Raw genomic sequence first — 17064 nt, 5'->3', positions numbered from 1 at the left:
TTTTCGCTTTTAGTTAGTTAAAAAGCAAAAAATAAATGTGAATCCGAGCTATTTTTAAATAATTAACTAGATAATCTTCCGATTGGAACGGTTAAACAGTGAATGATTGTTAGAAAATAGATTAGGGAATGCAAGTTGTGATAAGTAAACTCATAAAAGAAGAATGCTAGAAAAGTAGAGAAAAAATAGGATTAATGAAATAATCGAGATCCTTATTTTTTAACAATTTTCGAAAACCATAAATGAATTGAAGGAAGCTTAGTGTGGGTGAAAGAATAATTACAAAAAAATATTGACTTAAAAAAATGGCTATGGTAATCTATAAACGAAAATAGTGGGAACGTTTCCAAAAATGCATCTTTGTTAAATTTTTATTTTTTTAAACAAAAATGGAAACGTTTCTAAAATGTATTGGGAGGAGATCGAATTGGAAAAGACATTGGGACCAGGTGGTGAGATAAGGGCGGTACAACGGGATAAAAAAAATATCTCGAAGTGGGAAAAATTAAAGAAACAGTTGCGGCGTGATAAGTGGATGTACTTGTTGCTCTTACCAGGTATCATCATGACGTTTATCTTTAAGTATGTGCCAATGTACGGTGCTGTGATTGCATTTAAAGACTATAATCCTATGCTAGGAATTTTGGAAAGTCCTTGGGTAGGACTTGATCACTTTAGGGAATTTATTAGTTCACCAAATTTTACGCTTTTGCTGAGCAACACATTAAAAATTAGCATTTATGGTTTATTGTTAGGTTTTTTTCCACCAATTATTTTAGCACTGAGCTTGAATCAAATTATCAATAAAAAAATAAAACAGAAAATCCAGTTGATTCTATATGCGCCGAATTTTATCTCAGTAGTTATTATCGTGGGGATGCTGTTTTTGTTCCTATCCGCAAATGGACCTATTAACGGGTTAGTAGAAAAGGTTACGGGGCAACCAATTATGTTCATGTCTAATCCAGCTTATTTCAGAACGATTTATATTTTATCGGGAATTTGGCAAGGAATCGGCTGGTCATCCATTCTTTACACCGCGACGCTGGCGGGAGTCAGTACCGATTTATATGAGGCAGCAAATATCGATGGGGCAAATATTTTACAAAAGATTTGGCATATCGATTTGCCTGCATTGAGGCCTGTGATGGTGATCAGCTTCATCTTGGCCGCCGGCGGTATTATGAATGTAGGATATGAAAAAGCCTACTTGATGCAAACTTCAATGAACATCCCTGCCTCAGAAATCATTTCCACTTATGTATACAAAGTCGGCTTGCAATCAGGTGATTATGCCTACTCTGCTGCTGTTGGTCTGTTCAATATGATTATTAATGTCGTTTTATTACTGATTGTCAACAATATAACCAAGCGGCTAAACGATGGTCAAGGCTTGTAATGAAAGGAGAAAATTATGAATAGTGCTTTATCAAAAATCGACCGTCAAATCTTATGGCTGAATCGAGTGATTGTAACTTTTTTGGTCGTCATTACCATTGTTCCGCTGATTTATGTACTGGTAGCTTCTTTTATGGACCCAGCTACTTTGATCAATAAAGGTATAAGCTTCAATCCGAAAGATTGGACAATACAAGGATATCAACGGGTATTTGCAGATGATTCCATTTTACGCGGTTTTGTAAATTCGTTGTTTTACTCTTTTAGCTTCAGCTTATTGACTGTATTTATTACGATGATCACTGCGTATCCTTTGTCTCGACCTAACTTGGCTGGGAAAAAGATTATTATGACTTTTTTTGTCATTACAATGTTCGTTGGTGGCGGCTTGATACCTACCTATTTATTGGTAAAGAACTTGGGCATGTTAGATAGTGTATGGGCGATTATCGTACCAGGTGCTATAAATGTGTGGAATATTATCTTAGCGCGTACCTATTTTAGTGCTTTGCCAAAAGAACTTTCTGAAGCTGCTACTATCGATGGCGCCAATGACTTGCAAATACTGTTCAAAGTCATGCTTCCATTAGCTAAACCAATTATGTTCGTGTTGTTTCTATATGCCTTTGTTGGACAATGGAATTCATACTTTGACGCCATGATTTACATCAAAGATCCCGACTTACAGCCGTTGCAACTCGTATTAAGAAATATTTTGATCCAAAACCAGCCCTCACAAGACATGGTGGGAGCCAATACAGCCATGGCAGAAATGAAACAAATTGCTGAGTTGATTAAATACGCAACGATCGTCATTTCTAGTCTGCCATTAATCATAATGTATCCTTTCTTCCAAAAATATTTTGATAAAGGTGTTTTAGTTGGTTCCGTTAAAGGGTAAGTATTGTTCACTATTTGTATGAATAAAAATTATAAAGGAGATTTTAAGATGAAAGCAAAATGGATGCTGCCAATCGTTTTTACTTCCGTACTAATTTTGGGGGCTTGTGGAGGCTCAAAAGAAAAGAGTACATCAAGCCCTGATTATGAACTAGAAAATGTCTCTTTTCCATTGAAAGAAAAAGTATCTTTAAAAATGATGTCTCAAAGTGCCCCTTTGGCTCCCAATGATCCTAATGACAAATTGATTTTCCAACGGTTAGAAGAAGAGACCAATCTCCATATTGATTGGACAAACTACAGTAGTGATTTTGCCGAAAAAAGAAATTTGGATATCGCTAGTGGTGATTTACCAGATGCCATCTTCAACGCCGCTGCAGGTGACTATGATTTATTAAACTGGGCGGAAAGTGGCGTTATTGTACCGATTGAAGATTTGATCGAAGAATATATGCCAAATCTGAAGAAAATTTTTGATGAAAACCCCGAATACCGACAAATGTCTACTGCACCTGATGGTCACATTTACTCTATGCCTTGGATTGAAGAATTAGGCGAAGGAAAAGAGTCGATTCATACAGTAAATGGGATGGCTTGGATCAACAAGGAGTGGTTGGATAATTTGGGTCTTGAAATGCCGCAAACCACTGATCAGTTGATGACTGTGTTGGAGGCTTTCAAGACGCAAGATCCAAATGGTAATGGTGAAGCAGATGAAATTCCTTTTAGCTTTATTAACAATGGAGGAAATGAAGACTTAAAATTTTTAATGGGGGCATTCGGTCTAGGTGATAATGATGACCACTTAGTCGTTGATAACGATGGCCAGGTACAATTTACTGCTAACAAAGAAGGGTATAAAGAAGCCATCAAATATTTCAATGAAATGAATAATAAAGGTCTTATTGATAAAGAGGCTTTCGAACAAGATTGGAATACGTATGTTGCCAAAGGAAAAGAACATAAGTATGGCGTGTACTTTACTTGGGATAAAGCAAATATCACGGGTGCAGATGATAGTTATGACGTCTTGCCAGTCTTAGCGGGACCAGATGGAACGAAACACGTTACTCGTACGAATGGCATGGGTTTCTCAAGAGATCGTTTCGTAATTACTAGTGCGAATAAAAACTTGGAACTTACAGCTAGATGGATAGATAAAATGTATGAACCGTTACAGTCTGTCCAAAATAACTGGGGAACCTACGGTGATGAAGCACAGGCCAATATTTTTGAATTAAAGGATGGTATGTTAAAACATTTGCCTTTAGAGGGGACAGCACCGGGGGAACTAAGACAAAAAACCGAAGCTGGAGGACCATTAGCAGTTCTTGATTCTTATTACGACACAGTCACTACTATGCCAGATGATGCGAAGTGGCGTTTAGATTTGATGCATGATACGTATTTGCCATATATTACGGAAGACAATATCTATCCACGTGTCTTTTTAGAAAAAGAAGATACAGACCGATTAGCAAAAATTGAAACAGATATGTGGGATTACATCTATCGCAAAAGAGCAGAGTGGATCACCGGCGGTAAAATCGATGAAGAATGGGAAGAATACCTTGCTGAATTGGAACGTGTAGGTTTGGAAGAATGGATTCAAATAAAACAAACTGGCTATGATAATTTTTTGAAGGGAGCACAATAAGTGTTAGTAGAAGAAACGGCGATTTTGGATAAAGCAAATCGATTTATTGAAATGATGCGAGGAAAAGTTAACCCTCAGTATCGACAAAACTATCATTTTTCCGCACCCATCGGGTGGATAAATGACCCCAATGGGTTTATATATTACAAAGGGCATTACCATCTCTTCTATCAATACTATCCTTACGATAGTCGATGGGGGCCCATGCATTGGGGGCATGCGCGCAGTAGTGATTTGGTCCATTGGGAAGATCTACCAGTAGCGTTAGCCCCAGATCAACCTTATGACAGCGGCGGGTGTTTCTCAGGAAGTGCAATTGAAAGAGACGGAAAACTATATTTATTTTATACAGGCTGTCAAGAAATTGATGGTATTAGCCATCAGCATCAATGTTTGGCGGTCTCTGAAGATGGTATTCATTTTAGCAAATACAGTGGTAATCCTGTGGTAGCAGAAAAACAGCTAGGTGAGAATGGGCTGATACAAGAATTTCGTGATCCTAAAGTAATTGTTCACAACGATGCTTACTATATGGTAGTAGCTACTAAATCTACACAGTCTACTGGTAGAATAGTGATGTTTCAATCATCAGATTTGTATACTTGGCACTTTTACTCTGTGTTGCTAGAAGGGACTTCAGAGCAAGGAATAATGTGGGAATGTCCTGACTTATTCCATTTAGACGGACGAGATGTCTTAATCATGTCACCGATACAAATCAAGAAGAACGGACTGGAATATCATAATATCAGTTCTACCATGGCTTGTATTGGTGAGGTAGACTGGGAAACAGGTCAGATGATAGTTGATAATTTCCATGAAATGGATTTTGGAATGGATTTTTATGCACCACAAACAACAACAGATCCTAATGGTGGACGGGTGATGATTGCTTGGATGCAGATGTGGGATCGTACATTGCCTACACATGAGTTAGGCCATCTTTGGGCAGGCTCTATGAGTTTGCCCCGAGAGTTAAGAGTGAAAAAAAATCGATTGGTACAAAAACCCATCTCAACTGTATATAGTCATTTAGTTTATCAACAAGGCAGTGAAAATATTGCAGTGACTGACACCTCAGTCGTATTTCGAAACGCGCTGTCTGATTCTTCATATTTACATCTAGTCGTAGATTTGGAGAAAGCTGAAGTTTTTACAATTGAATTACTGAGGTCTAAGACGGATTGTCTCAAATTAACTTATGACACTGCTACACAGGTTTTTGAATTGGATCGTCAGAAACTAGGAAGAGAGCTTACAGGGGCGGAAGAAGACCCTCTGAATGTCCGAAAAGTTGAAGTACCTTTGATTGATAATCAGCTCGTTCTTGAGATTTTTAGAGATACCTCATCAGTTGAAGTCTTTATTAATGGGTTAGAAGTTATGACGGCTACTTTCTATGAGCTAGAAAAAGCTCGAGATATCTTGTTTCATTCGATTGGAGAAAGTCGTATTCAAGCTTTTGAAACAGCGAGTGTGAAATAAATGTTTGATTGCTTAGGCGATGTATCAATTACTTAATAGGTTTTGAAGGATAATGTTTTTAGAAAAGAACAGATAGCTAGATTTCCCACGGCTTTGCTATTAGTATTTTGAAAAAATTAGTAATTTATGACAAAATTCATTATACTAAACTTGTGCAGAAATGTGAGGGATCAACTATGAAAGCAACAATGAAAGATGTCGCAAAATTAGCAGGTGTCGGAGTAGGAACTGTTTCCCGGGTATTGAATAACGGTTCTGTTAAAGCTTCTACTAGAGAAAAAGTTGAAGCAGCAATGACAGAGTTAAACTATCAACCAGATTTTTATGCCCGGGGGTTAAAGATGAAGCATACGAACACGGTTGCTTTGATTCTACCCACTGTATGGCATCCATTTTTTGGCGAATTTGCCTACCATGTAGAAACAGCATTAGAAAGACAAAACTACAAGCTTTATTTGTGTAACTCCAGTGGTAATAGTGAAAAAGAACAAGAATATATCCAGATGGTCAGCCAAAATAAAGTAGACGGCATCATTGGAATTACTTATTCAGATATCGATGAATACATTTCGAGTAATCTGCCTTTTGTTAGTATTGACCGTTATTTCACTGAAGAGGTGATTTATGTGACCGCTGACAATGCGGCCGGTGGACGTTTGGCTGCAAATGAACTTTATCGCCGAGGATGTCAGAATGTAGCATATATCGGTGGGTACCAAGAAACACCGAATGAAACGAAGAGTCGTCGAAAATATTTTGAGATCGAGTGCCGTCAACTGGGGATTTCCTATAAAGCGTTAGATATGTTAGAACCTTTAGACCATCTCTCAGAACGTGTAACAAATTTTTTGTTAGAGAATCCCGATATCGATGGGATTTTTACGATCAACGATCCGATGGCATTAGCTGTCATTGGTATGCTTGAAAAAATAGGGAAAAACGTACCAGAGGATGTCCAAGTTATCGGATTTGATGGTCAAAAGATGACAGAAGGAGACCCTTATCTCGTCTCAACAATTGCCCAACCTACAAAGCAAATGGCGGAAGTGGCAGTGGCAAAATTAATTGCTGTCATTAATGGAGAGACAGTAGAAAAACGTACCGTATTGCCGATTGAATTTGGTGAAGGTGGAACAACGAAATCTTTAGTGAGAAACGATTTTGCTTAGTGCAAATACGTTTCTTTTTTTGAAAATGAGTGAATGAAAGGTGTAGATAAAATGTTATATGGTGGAATTGAAGCTGGTGGAACAAAGTTTGTCTGTGGGATTGGTAATGAACAATTACAAGTGATAGAACGGAAAAGTTTTCCTACCACAACACCAGAAGAAACGATGAAGCAAGTGTTTGATTTCTTTGATAAGTACAAAGGAAATATCGCATCAATTGGTGTAGGAGCATTTGGGCCAATTGATATTCAAATCGAATCAAGAACTTACGGATATATCACCAACACCCCGAAGTTAGCTTGGCAAAATTATCATTTTGTCGGAGCTTTGGAAAACGCCTTGTCGGTTCCCATCTATTGGACTACCGATGTAAATGCTGCTTGTTATGGAGAATATATGGCAGGGTATGGAAAAGGTAAAAATAGTGTTCTTTATTACACCGTTGGTACTGGTGTTGGTGGTGGTGCTGTAGTCGATGGAAAAATAGTCACAGGTTTCAGTCATCCTGAAATGGGACATATGCTCTTACAACGTCATAATGAAGATCAATTTGAAGGAATCTGTCCTTTTCATCATGATTGTTTGGAAGGGTTAGCCTCAGGCCCCGCGATTGAAAAACGCTTTGGAAGAAAAGCCCAGACCATTTCATTTGATCATCCTTATTGGGCGATTGAGGCAGATTATCTTGCTCAGTGTGTGTATAACACAACGTTACTATATGCACCGGAAGTAATAATTTTAGGCGGGGGTGTAATGAAACAGCCGCAACTACTCGAGTTGATTCGCCAAGCGTTTAAAGAAAAAATGGGTTCCTACGTGGATACGCCCACTCTCGAAGAATACCTACTAACTCCAATGCTTGCTGACGATGCAGGTTTGATCGGCTGCTTAGCTTTAGCAATAAAGAAGTTGGAACAATAGCAGCATGTTAAAGAACGTGTGAGAGAGTTTTTATAGCAGTTAGGATAGATAAAAAGGTTAACTAAAATGAGAGCTAGAAAAAAGGATGGCTAATAATAGATGTTCATATATATTTTTTTGCGTAATCGAATGTCGCAAATAAGAATTTTTTCTTTCGTTCTCGTCTTCAGTTATATTGTTGTCTAGCTGCCTCAAAATTACTTCTTAGTGCTTGTTTTTTTTCTATTAGCCCGAGCAAAGAAAAAGGAAACAGAATGTCTTATTAAAGCCAATTAGGCCTACGCCTAATTGGCTTTCTATATTCCTGTTCTAATTGTGTTTGGGTGGGATGAATATCCTTTTTATTAATAATAGTGACGGTGTAATGAACGGTTTTGCTAACGGTAAAATAAGTATATCTAATTCAACTTTCTACTAACGCGAACATCCTTTGAATTTGATTTACTAAAAGCTGGGTAGCTTCTCATCAGTCATTCTCTTCATTGGGGTTAATAAAGTGTTGTCAGTCATCCTGCCCTATTCTCAACAAGTACCTGCCTAATGCCTTCTTCAAACGTTGTGATCTTAAAATGAGGGAATGCCTTTTTGAATTTATCAGAGACAAAAAGATTATCCACCGTGTATCTAGGTAATAACTCACTTAGTTCGCGCGCGTTTTTACTGAATAGCTTAGCAAGTTTAAATTGCCACAAAGGAATGACGCGGTATTTCAATGGCTTGCCTTCAATTTTTTCGGCGAGATCGATCATGTCTTGGAAACTATGAGGTGTATCACAGGGCAAATGCCAAGTTTGGCCATAGGCACTAGGCGTATTTCCGATAAGGGCCATTGCCCGGCTAGCATCAGGTGTCCATATAAGTGTGCGTAAGGTGTCCTTATTGACAGGTATTTTGATGGGAGCATTGTGGACTATATTGTTTAAGACAAGTGTATTAGTAATGCTCTGGGTCTTGCCAGGGCCGTAAAACTCGGGGGCTCGACAAATCACCGCATCTAAACGGCCACTTTCCATCTCGGATAAAACCAATTGAGCCATTTTAGAGCGTACGAGGGACTTCCTGCCTGCTGGAAAAAATGGCGTGTCTTCCTTTTGGGGCGTACGATCCTTTGGATACATATAAGTATTATCAAAAAAAACCAGTTTGCTCTGTGCTTCTTGGCAAGCGCGGATGACATTTTCTGTGATTTTCATAAAATTGGTTTCCCACAGCCCAGCATCCATCGGTAACCCAACAGTGAAGTAAACAATCTCACTATGTTCAATCGCTTTTTTCGTTTGCGAAAAGTCCATCAAATCTGCGGAAACGATCTGATCTGTAGGATTGATTTTTTGAGGCTTCCGGCTAACTAGCCGAAGCTCATTTGTGTAATTTTTGTATAGTTCTTTTGCTAGTTCATAGCCGATTTGTCCATTGCTTCCTAAAATTGTTTGCATGACTGTACCTCCTCAAGATATAGTTTTGCTACAGCACGTACAGAAAAAGGATTTTGGCCAGTGATAATCCGTCCATCTTTTAGGGAAAATGCTTTATAAAAGCGTCTTTTTTTGAATTGAGCGTTTCGTTCTTCTGCGGCGGTTTGATTAAAGAAAGGAACTTTGTTCATTTTCCCGGCGAGAAATTCTTCTGTTTTCGTAAATCCAGTGATTTTTTTCCCAGAAATCAAAAAGCTTCCTTCTCTATCTTTTATATTTAGTAAACCAGCGATTCCGTGACAAACAGATAGAATATACCCATTATTTTCATAAATGGCTAAAGCGAGTTCTTGCAGCTCTTTATTATCAGGAAAATCCCACATGACACCATGCCCTCCGGTAAAATAAATCGCATGGTAATCGTTCGGATTTATCTCTGAGGTTTTTTTCGTGTGAATCAAGCCGTTCTGAATGAAATTTTCTTCCAGATAAATGTTCATAATGGCTTGATCTATATATTTCATGCTTCTTGGATCTAGAGGAACAAAGCCTCCCAATGGACTTACGAAATCAACGTCAATCCCTTGTTGGTAGACTTCATCTAGAAACTCGGCACTTTCTCCTAACCAAAGTCCGGTAGCTTCGTTCGTGCCAGCATATTTTTGAATGTTTGTTTCAACAACTAATACTTTCTTCATGATTGGTCCCTCGCGTTCATAATGTGAATGACTTTCGTCAAAAAAGATTGGAGTTTCTTTATTTCTGTTTGCTTGTGATCGAGATAGTAATAATTTTTTGTTCCTTCTTGTCTGAAATTCACGATTTTGGCTTCTTTCAAGATTTTCAAATGATGTGAAATGGCGGGTCTAGATAAATTGGTGGCCTCTAATAAGGAAGTGACCTGTAAGCCAGCACAATTTTCCGCTTCTAGCAACCGAATGATGATAGCTTGTCTTTTTTTGTCACCTAGCGCGATTAAAAAATCACTTAATTCAGAAAAATCTTGTTGCAGATTGGCATAATCTATCATAATTGTCTCTCCTATATGGTTTAAAAGTTTAAACCATTAAACCATAGAGAGAAGATTTTTGCAATGAAAGAAGCTCGAGAGCATTCCTCTTCTTCACCATCGCTAATGAGATTAGAATGTTTTGTAAGCAAATAGATAATAATGGAAAAGCATAAGAGCATTTGATCCTTTTTTGTGTTTAGAAGCATCTTATTTCTTTATGAAGTGATTAATAGCCGTGTGTTGCTCATTTTTTGTTGTTGTGTTATGCAATGTAATGTTCATAGCTTTGTATTTGAACAGATGGACTATGTAATAGGGACAGGAGAAGTTGAAGTCAGTTATCGTGATGCAGCTACAAATGAAGAAATAATACCTAGTCAATTGTTAGAAATTCCTTTTAAATCAGAGGCAGTTCTTAATCCAAATTCAGGGATTGATGATGAACCGTACCTTCTTGGTTATGACTATAGTCATGTTGAGACAGATGCACTTTATTTCGATGAAAGAAACAATACCATAAAACCAGAGACTGAGCGTCGGAATGTTACTTACTTTTTTAATCGTGCTGAGTCCGAGGTGACAATTCATTACATTGATGATGCCGGGACAGTTATTTCGCCATCTGATACAATCATTGGTTATGTGAATGAGGAGCTAGAAGTAACGATTAAGGAAATAGAAAACTACAAGTTTTTATTTGAAAGAGACAATCAATTATTGAATACAGTATTTACTCGAGAGCAACAAAATTATTGGCTCGTTTATATCTTACAAGGCTCCATGCCACCAGTAGATCCATTGGATCCTGAAATAGAAGTGAACCCAGAAAATAAACCAGAGCTGCCAGAAAATCAAGGGCTTCTGAGTATTGACTTCATTTCCTCCTTTAACTTTGGCTCACAACCTATTTCAGTTCATGACCAAATCTATTACGCGCAACCACAACGTTTATTGGATGAAGACGGAACTGTAAATGAGATGGAAGAACGTCCTAACTATATTCAGATCAGCGATCGTCGGTCAGCTACTGAACGTAACGGCTGGCAGCTATCGGTTACCCAGACGAAACAATTTGAAGGATTAAAAAATCAACAGCTTACAGGTGCGAGTATTACTTTCTCAAATCAACAATTAGTGACCGCTCAAGGTGGCAATACCCCTTCTTCACAGACAGCCAACCCGTTAACGTTGGTACCAGGAAACAAGCGAGCGCTGATTCGTGCGGAAGATACTGAAGGAACAGGCACATGGATCTATCGTTTTGGAGATGAGCATACAGCAAGAGAAAGTGTTACGCTCAACGTACCGAAAGGTTCAAATCCTGAAGCCACAAGCTATTCCACAACCCTGATATGGGAATTGAATGCTATTCCTGACAATTAAAAGAGAAATTTCTTTTTTCCTTTTTCTGCCATTTATTATTGAGACCGCTAGATGGGTTCGTAAAAAGATGAATAGTTCGTGTATGATCCTGGTTCATTCAAAAGAAAGTCAAGCCATGACGAACAAAGAATTAAAAGAGAAACTAAGCGTCATGCCACCAATAGTTAAAGGAAATATCAAACAAATCAAGACATATTTCAAAGAAATCTGTGGTTATGATCTAAGTGTAGAAAAGAAGAATTCTATCGTATTCAATGTGTCATAGAGTTTGTATAAATAAAAATTATCTTAAAAAAGGCTTCAAAAAAATTTTTTGAAGCCTTTTTTTGTTTTCCGCAAGTATTAAGATTAAGAACTAACGCTACTGTCTAATGACATAGTTAAGGGAAAACGTAAAGGTCTGTGTTAAAGCTAAACCTTAAAGGAAAAGATAGGAAAAAACGAATAATTTGGAAGTTACTATTTTTCGCTAATGAATTTAGACAGCAATATTATGGAGATAAAGGAATCACGATTAAGAAAGTTCACGATTGATAAAAACTTGCTAATAAATGAAACTAATTGACCTGTTCTTTCGTCATACCCTATAGAACAACGAAAGAGAGGAAATACTATGAGAAAAAAATTATTGTTAATAGCTATATTCTGTGCATTGATTCTTACGTTAGTAGTGGGTGTCACGTATAAGTACCTAATGAGTCAAGTGTATGGAGAAGAACAAACAAATTTTGAAACGCAAGTCGAAAAAACAATTAAAACTGCATTTTTTGATCGTGATATCACTCAGATTGAAGAATCAAAGAGTGGCGATAATCAATACAATAAATATTACCTGTACTATTCTGCGACTGAAAATAAAAATATTATAAAACAATTGGAAGCTCAAACTCAGGTTGCTTCGAAACAATTGAAGGATTCTCGGTCAATGGTGCTTTCCTATGTCAATGAGGAAAAGGTGAATGATGCCCTTATTAATCGACAATTAGTAACAAAGGAATATATTTGGGATGATAAAACAAAGTCTTTGAAATATTTAGGTGAAATAAAAGAACTATCTGAAATACTCTTATCCAAAAATCGAAATGAGCCTCGATTAAAAGATATTGTCAACGATGAATCAGACTTGCTTGCGATAAACAGAGTTGTACAAGAACAACTACTTAGTACTCGAACTAAATTAAAATCAACAATTGATGAGGAAGAATTAGATCAAGTGTTAACATATGACTTTTTAAGCAAGGATAGTAAGATAACCATTCTCCCCCACTCAATACAAATCGCTTTTGATAAAGAGGTCTTAGGGTTGACAAAGATGAATGTCGACATTGAAAAAATTCTGCCTTTTATTGATCCAGCAATCGTTTCTGATAATAATCTGCCAAAAAAATCCTTAGACCAAAAAAAAAACTATGTCGCGCTCACCTTTGATGATGGACCTAACGATACGTCTACGAAAAAATTACTAGGAGAGTTAAAAAAAGAAAAGATAAAAGCGACTTTTTTTGTTTTAGGTCAGATGGTTGATAAGAACCCAGAGGTCGCGAAAAAAATAGTGGGAGAGGGGCATGAAATTGGCAGTCATTCATACACTCACCCAGACTTAACTCAAGTAACTCTGGATAAAGTCAAAGAAGAAGTACTGAAGACTGATAAGGCAATATTTCATGCTACAGGGGTATTGCCAAAACTCTTTCGACCACCTTACGGAGCAGTAAACGGCGCCGTTGCCAAAACCATCGGATTGCCTATTATTCAATGGAATGTAGACTCTGAAGATTGGCAAGTCAAAAATAAAGATTTGATTGTAAATAAGGTAATTGATACTGTAGAAAATGGATCAATCATTTTGATTCATGATATCCATGAACGTTCCGTAGAATCCATTCCAGAAATGGTAAGTCAACTAAGAAAAAGAGGCTATGAGTTTGTGACTATAAGCGAATTGCTCTCTTATGGACAAAAACCACTAAATCAGTATTTTGGTTTAGCTGACCAAAGAGAAATTAAATAGCAGTCTTTTCTAGTCCCTTGGAGAGTTGTTGAAGGAGTGATCTTTATTTTTAAGAATAGAAGTCAAACAAAAAAAGTGCGCTATTATGAGCATCTACTAGAAGAACTGATAGAAGGTAAATATGATCAAATGTATCGAATTGCCTACAGTTATGTTTATGATCATGAAGATGCTTTAGATGTCCTGCAGGATAGCTTTCAAAAGGCGTTAAAAAGCTTTAGAAACACAGTAGAAATTGATAATTTTCAAGCATGGTTCTATAAAATTTTAGTAAGAACCGCGATTGATCAATGGCGAGTGAAGAGACTAAGACCATTTGGGTTAGCCTTTGAAGAAACTATAGAACTAAGTCATTTTCGTTTCGATCAAAGTGAATTTCTTGAACTAAAGGAAATTCTAGAGAGAACGCCTAGTCCGGAAAGAGATATCATCATTTTAAAATATTTTGATGGATTTACCTTGCAGGAAATTGCTCAAATACTTAATTTAAATGAGAATACGGTGAAAACGAAGATGTACCGTTCTCTTGTTCAATTTAAGCATCTTTTAAATTAGAAAAAACAAGATATGAAAAGGAGAATGAGCGAAATGAAACAGCACACGTTTGATGGAGAAAACCAGGAACAATTAAAGCGTGAAATAGTTGCGCGTTTTCAAATAGAAAAGGCAAAGGTATACGAAGAAAAGAAGCGAAAAGTACTTAGAAGAGGAGTCGAAAGCGTGATCTTGGTGGTTTTTAGTTTTTTGATTATGCTTCAAAATACTACCTTTAGAGGTTTTGCATCAGAAATACCTATTTTGGGGGATTTGGTATCAATTATAACTGGGGAAACGCTTCTGTTCAGTAAAGAGGAAGCAGAAATCACTATTGATGTGCCTAAGATAACAGAAGAAAATCAAGTGTATTCGCAATTAAATGAAAAATATCTCCGTGAAGGACAACGAGCATATCAAAGTTATATAGACGTAATAAATAAGGTGGACGAAAAACAAATGTATGTCAGTGGTACCTATGATGTGAAAGTCAATGATAATCGATTTTTAGTAATCGACCGTACGTTTGAAGAGACAGTGGGGAGCACCAATGTCGAACATCGATTTGATACATTCGATAAAAAGAACGAGGTCTTATTATCATTAAAGATGTTATTTAAAACGGAAAACTATTTAGAGGTGCTGGCTCAGGAAATTGAGCACCAAATGAAAGAGCGGATGAGAGTAAATAGCGATATCAAATATTGGGTTTTAGACTATAATGATACAAATTGGTTGGAGAATGATCCGAATTTTTATATTAATGAAAATCATGAACTAGTTATTTCGTTTGATAAATATGAAGTTTCGGCTGGATACATGGGGACACAAGAGTTCATAATACCTACTACAGTATTGAAGCCGATCTTAGTTGACGAAAATTTTTTTAATTAGATCGATAAATCAGTTTAAGCTTATTCAGAAAATGATTTCTGGATAAGCTTTCTTTTTTTCGCTAGCAAGAGCGGAAAATAAAGCCTACTTTTCTAATTGGCATTGATACCATGAGGGGAAAAAATCGATGAACCCAGAGTCTCTTTTATACACGTTTACTACAAAGGCAATAAAAAGTACCTTGTTGTCTGCTTTTGTGAGTAACTTTTCCACAGTGTGGAACTCCCTGAGCCTTACTACCATTATTGGATTTGAAAATAATTAGAGATCTAATTATTAGGTAGCGAATCTTTTTATTGACTTTCCTTTTTAACCGGTGTATATTCTTTTCGAATAGTTAGATATCTAACATTTGGCGAAGGGGGAGTCGTTTTGGAGGAACTGATCGTTTCGAATTTGATGCGTTCCATTATGAATAAGTCACGGGAATCGATGGAACTGCGTATAAAAGACCTGGATATCAGTCAGCAGCAAGGAAGAATGATTGCGTATATCGCACAAAATGAAGACAAGGGATTGATTCAGAAGGATTTGGCCCAAGTGTTTCAACGTCGTGATGCCAGTATCACAAGTATGCTTCAAGGGTTAGAAAAAAAAGGGTATATCGAACGCCGCATCCCAAAAAATAATGAGCGGCAAAAAAATATATACGTTTTGCCCAAAGGAAAAGCGTTGATTGATCAAACCAATGAAGCTTTTTATGCGGCAGAAAAAGAACTGGTCCAAGCACTGAATGCAGAAGAAGTCGAAGAACTGACTCGTTTGTTAAGAAAAATCGATCAAAGTCTATGATCAATAAGCAGTCAATCACTGCTTATTGCCTTAAAGTTAGAATTCTAACATTTAACTATCTAATTAAAGGAGGAATCATCATGGAAGAAGTCACAATGAATGAATCCAATATTTACTACTTAAGCGAAAGTCCGGTGCGAAAGGCAATTGCCCATTTATCGATCCCGATGATGGTTGGTATTTCAACCACGACGATCTATAATTTGATTAATGCTTATTTTATTGGATTGATCCATGATACCAATATGATGTCGGCGATTACCTTGGCGATGCCCATTACGATTTTGTTGATGGCCGTTGGGAACATGCTAGGTGTTGGTGGAGGAAGCTATATCACACGACTACTAGGAAATGGAGACACTCAAAAGGGCAAGAAAGTTGCCGGCTATGCGTTTTACTCGAGCATCCTGCTCGGTGTGATCATAGGGATTGTCGCAGTAATTTTCATGGATCCGTTTATTCATTTACTAGGAGCAGGTGGTCAGACATTTTTGTATACAAAACAATATTCACTGATTTTGTTTGTTGGTGGAGCATCGTTCATTTTAAATTTTGCTTTGGAACAGTTGGTGCGTTCAGAAGGGGCATCAAAAGAATCAATGTATGGCATGTTTGTCAGTGTTGCAGTGAGTATCCTACTTGATGCATTATTGATTCTCGTCTTTAACCTACATGTGATCGGTGCAGGGCTATCACTGGTGATTGCGAATATCGCTTCAACAACGTATTATGTCTGGTTCCTAGAAACGAAAAGTGAGACATTGAAGGGCTTTTTAAAGAGCATGAAACTTTCAATCAAAGATCAGCTAGAAGTTTACAAAATAGGAATATCCGAGCTGTTTAAATCAGCTTTCATGATCGTCACCACATTATTATTGAACAATTTTTCTGCTGAATATGGGGACAATGTTGTGGCTAGCTTTGGTATCGCTGTTCGAATCACGCAACTACCGGAATTTTTAACAATGGGTCTATTTTTGGGCGTCATACCGTTATTTGCCTACAGTTTCTCTGCCCATAACACGAAACGAGTGAAAGAAGCACTGAAAGAAGTATCTTTGTGGATAGGTGGGATCTCCATCCTTTTTGCATTGATTGTGTATTGGTTGCGAGTGCCTGTGCTGGGGTTATTTACAAGTGATCCTCGTGTGATCCAAGTTGGCTTAACGATTTTAGGGGCACAGTTGGTTTCTTCGATCTTTAATGGTTTCTCTGGTTTATTCACGGGCATCTTTCAGGCATCTGGACTAGGTGCTCAGACCGGAGTGATGTCCACGATTCAAGGAACATTCTTTATTCCAATCGTTTTAGTGCTTCATCATTTCTATGGATTGGATGGATTGATTTGGTCAATGACGATTACAGAAGGTATCGCGTTTGTTGCGGGTGTCTTAATGATGATTCCTTATCTAAATAAACTTAATAAGGATGACCTGCCCGCCATGCAAAACAGTAGCATATAAGAATCAGGTACGTTTGAACTATTGGTTTCT

The 17064-nt window shown here is 37.3% G+C and carries 15 protein-coding genes; 12 read left to right on the top strand and 3 right to left on the bottom strand.

The window, feature by feature from the left end:
- The first annotated feature begins 406 nt into the window (after window positions 1–406).
- The 6 genes from IGI78_RS15720 to IGI78_RS15695 all read left to right on the top strand — a co-directional run bounded on the left by IGI78_RS15720 (window position 407) and on the right by IGI78_RS15695 (window position 7530).
- A complete protein-coding gene (locus IGI78_RS15720) occupies window positions 407–1399 on the top strand; it encodes an ABC transporter permease (RefSeq protein WP_005233042.1) in 993 nt (330 codons plus the stop codon).
- A 15-nt stretch (window positions 1400–1414) separates the two neighbouring features.
- Window positions 1415–2299 carry a carbohydrate ABC transporter permease gene (locus IGI78_RS15715; protein ID WP_005230433.1) on the top strand — a complete coding sequence of 295 codons (885 nt, stop codon included), beginning with the start codon at window positions 1415–1417 and terminating at the stop codon, window positions 2297–2299.
- Between the two features lie 48 nt (window positions 2300–2347).
- Window positions 2348–3955: an ABC transporter substrate-binding protein gene (locus tag IGI78_RS15710; RefSeq protein ID WP_195266343.1), complete on the top strand. Its 1608-nt coding sequence runs from the start codon at window positions 2348–2350 to the stop codon at window positions 3953–3955.
- Window positions 3956–5440: a glycoside hydrolase family 32 protein gene (locus tag IGI78_RS15705; RefSeq protein ID WP_195266341.1), complete on the top strand. Its 1485-nt coding sequence runs from the start codon at window positions 3956–3958 to the stop codon at window positions 5438–5440. It abuts the gene before it with no gap.
- Between the two features lie 176 nt (window positions 5441–5616).
- Window positions 5617–6609: a LacI family DNA-binding transcriptional regulator gene (locus IGI78_RS15700; protein ID WP_008381799.1), complete on the top strand. Its 993-nt coding sequence runs from the start codon at window positions 5617–5619 to the stop codon at window positions 6607–6609.
- 51 nt (window positions 6610–6660) lie between these two features.
- On the top strand, window positions 6661–7530 hold the full coding sequence (locus tag IGI78_RS15695) for an ROK family protein (RefSeq protein ID WP_005230455.1): 870 nt from the start codon (window positions 6661–6663) through the stop codon (window positions 7528–7530).
- Between the two features lie 506 nt (window positions 7531–8036).
- Here the strand turns inward: IGI78_RS15695 and IGI78_RS15690 are convergent.
- From IGI78_RS15690 to IGI78_RS15680, 3 genes are read right to left on the bottom strand one after another with little or no spacing between them, the layout of a single operon-like run.
- Window positions 8037–8966 carry an NAD-dependent epimerase/dehydratase family protein gene (locus IGI78_RS15690; protein ID WP_195266339.1) on the bottom strand — a complete coding sequence of 310 codons (930 nt, stop codon included), beginning with the start codon at window positions 8964–8966 and terminating at the stop codon, window positions 8037–8039.
- Window positions 8951–9643: a type 1 glutamine amidotransferase domain-containing protein gene (locus IGI78_RS15685; RefSeq protein ID WP_195266338.1), complete on the bottom strand. Its 693-nt coding sequence runs from the start codon at window positions 9641–9643 to the stop codon at window positions 8951–8953. The genes IGI78_RS15690 and IGI78_RS15685 overlap by 16 nt, the downstream gene beginning before the upstream one ends.
- Entirely contained in the window at window positions 9640–9975 is a 336-nt protein-coding gene (locus IGI78_RS15680) for an ArsR/SmtB family transcription factor (RefSeq protein WP_430618142.1), read from the bottom strand. Before IGI78_RS15680 ends, IGI78_RS15685 begins: the two co-directional genes overlap by 4 nt.
- A gap of 174 nt (window positions 9976–10149) precedes the next feature.
- Between IGI78_RS15680 and IGI78_RS15675 the strand changes: the two genes are divergently transcribed.
- The 6 genes from IGI78_RS15675 to IGI78_RS15650 all read left to right on the top strand — a co-directional run bounded on the left by IGI78_RS15675 (window position 10150) and on the right by IGI78_RS15650 (window position 17034).
- Window positions 10150–11340 carry a WxL domain-containing protein gene (locus IGI78_RS15675; protein WP_430618140.1) on the top strand — a complete coding sequence of 397 codons (1191 nt, stop codon included), beginning with the start codon at window positions 10150–10152 and terminating at the stop codon, window positions 11338–11340.
- 613 nt (window positions 11341–11953) lie between these two features.
- Entirely contained in the window at window positions 11954–13351 is a 1398-nt protein-coding gene (locus tag IGI78_RS15670) for a polysaccharide deacetylase family protein (RefSeq protein WP_195266332.1), read from the top strand.
- A gap of 36 nt (window positions 13352–13387) precedes the next feature.
- Entirely contained in the window at window positions 13388–13906 is a 519-nt protein-coding gene (locus tag IGI78_RS15665) for an RNA polymerase sigma factor (protein WP_005233050.1), read from the top strand.
- Window positions 13907–13939: 33 nt separating this feature from the next.
- Window positions 13940–14779, top strand: a complete 840-nt coding sequence (locus IGI78_RS15660) for an RsiV family protein (protein WP_229045661.1) — start codon at window positions 13940–13942, stop codon at window positions 14777–14779.
- A 411-nt stretch (window positions 14780–15190) separates the two neighbouring features.
- Complete coding sequence (locus IGI78_RS15655) at window positions 15191–15571, top strand: MarR family winged helix-turn-helix transcriptional regulator (RefSeq protein ID WP_016613715.1); 381 nt, start codon at window positions 15191–15193, stop codon at window positions 15569–15571.
- An 80-nt stretch (window positions 15572–15651) separates the two neighbouring features.
- Window positions 15652–17034: an MATE family efflux transporter gene (locus tag IGI78_RS15650; RefSeq protein ID WP_034872420.1), complete on the top strand. Its 1383-nt coding sequence runs from the start codon at window positions 15652–15654 to the stop codon at window positions 17032–17034.
- The last annotated feature ends 30 nt before the right edge of the window (window positions 17035–17064 follow it).

Origin of the sequence: Enterococcus sp. DIV1767 (genome assembly GCF_050542585.1) — a bacterium.
GTDB classification, from domain to species: domain Bacteria; phylum Bacillota; class Bacilli; order Lactobacillales; family Enterococcaceae; genus Enterococcus_D; species Enterococcus_D innesii.
Note: the sequence above shows the minus strand (reverse complement) of the source record. Positions and strands in the feature narration are given on the sequence as shown.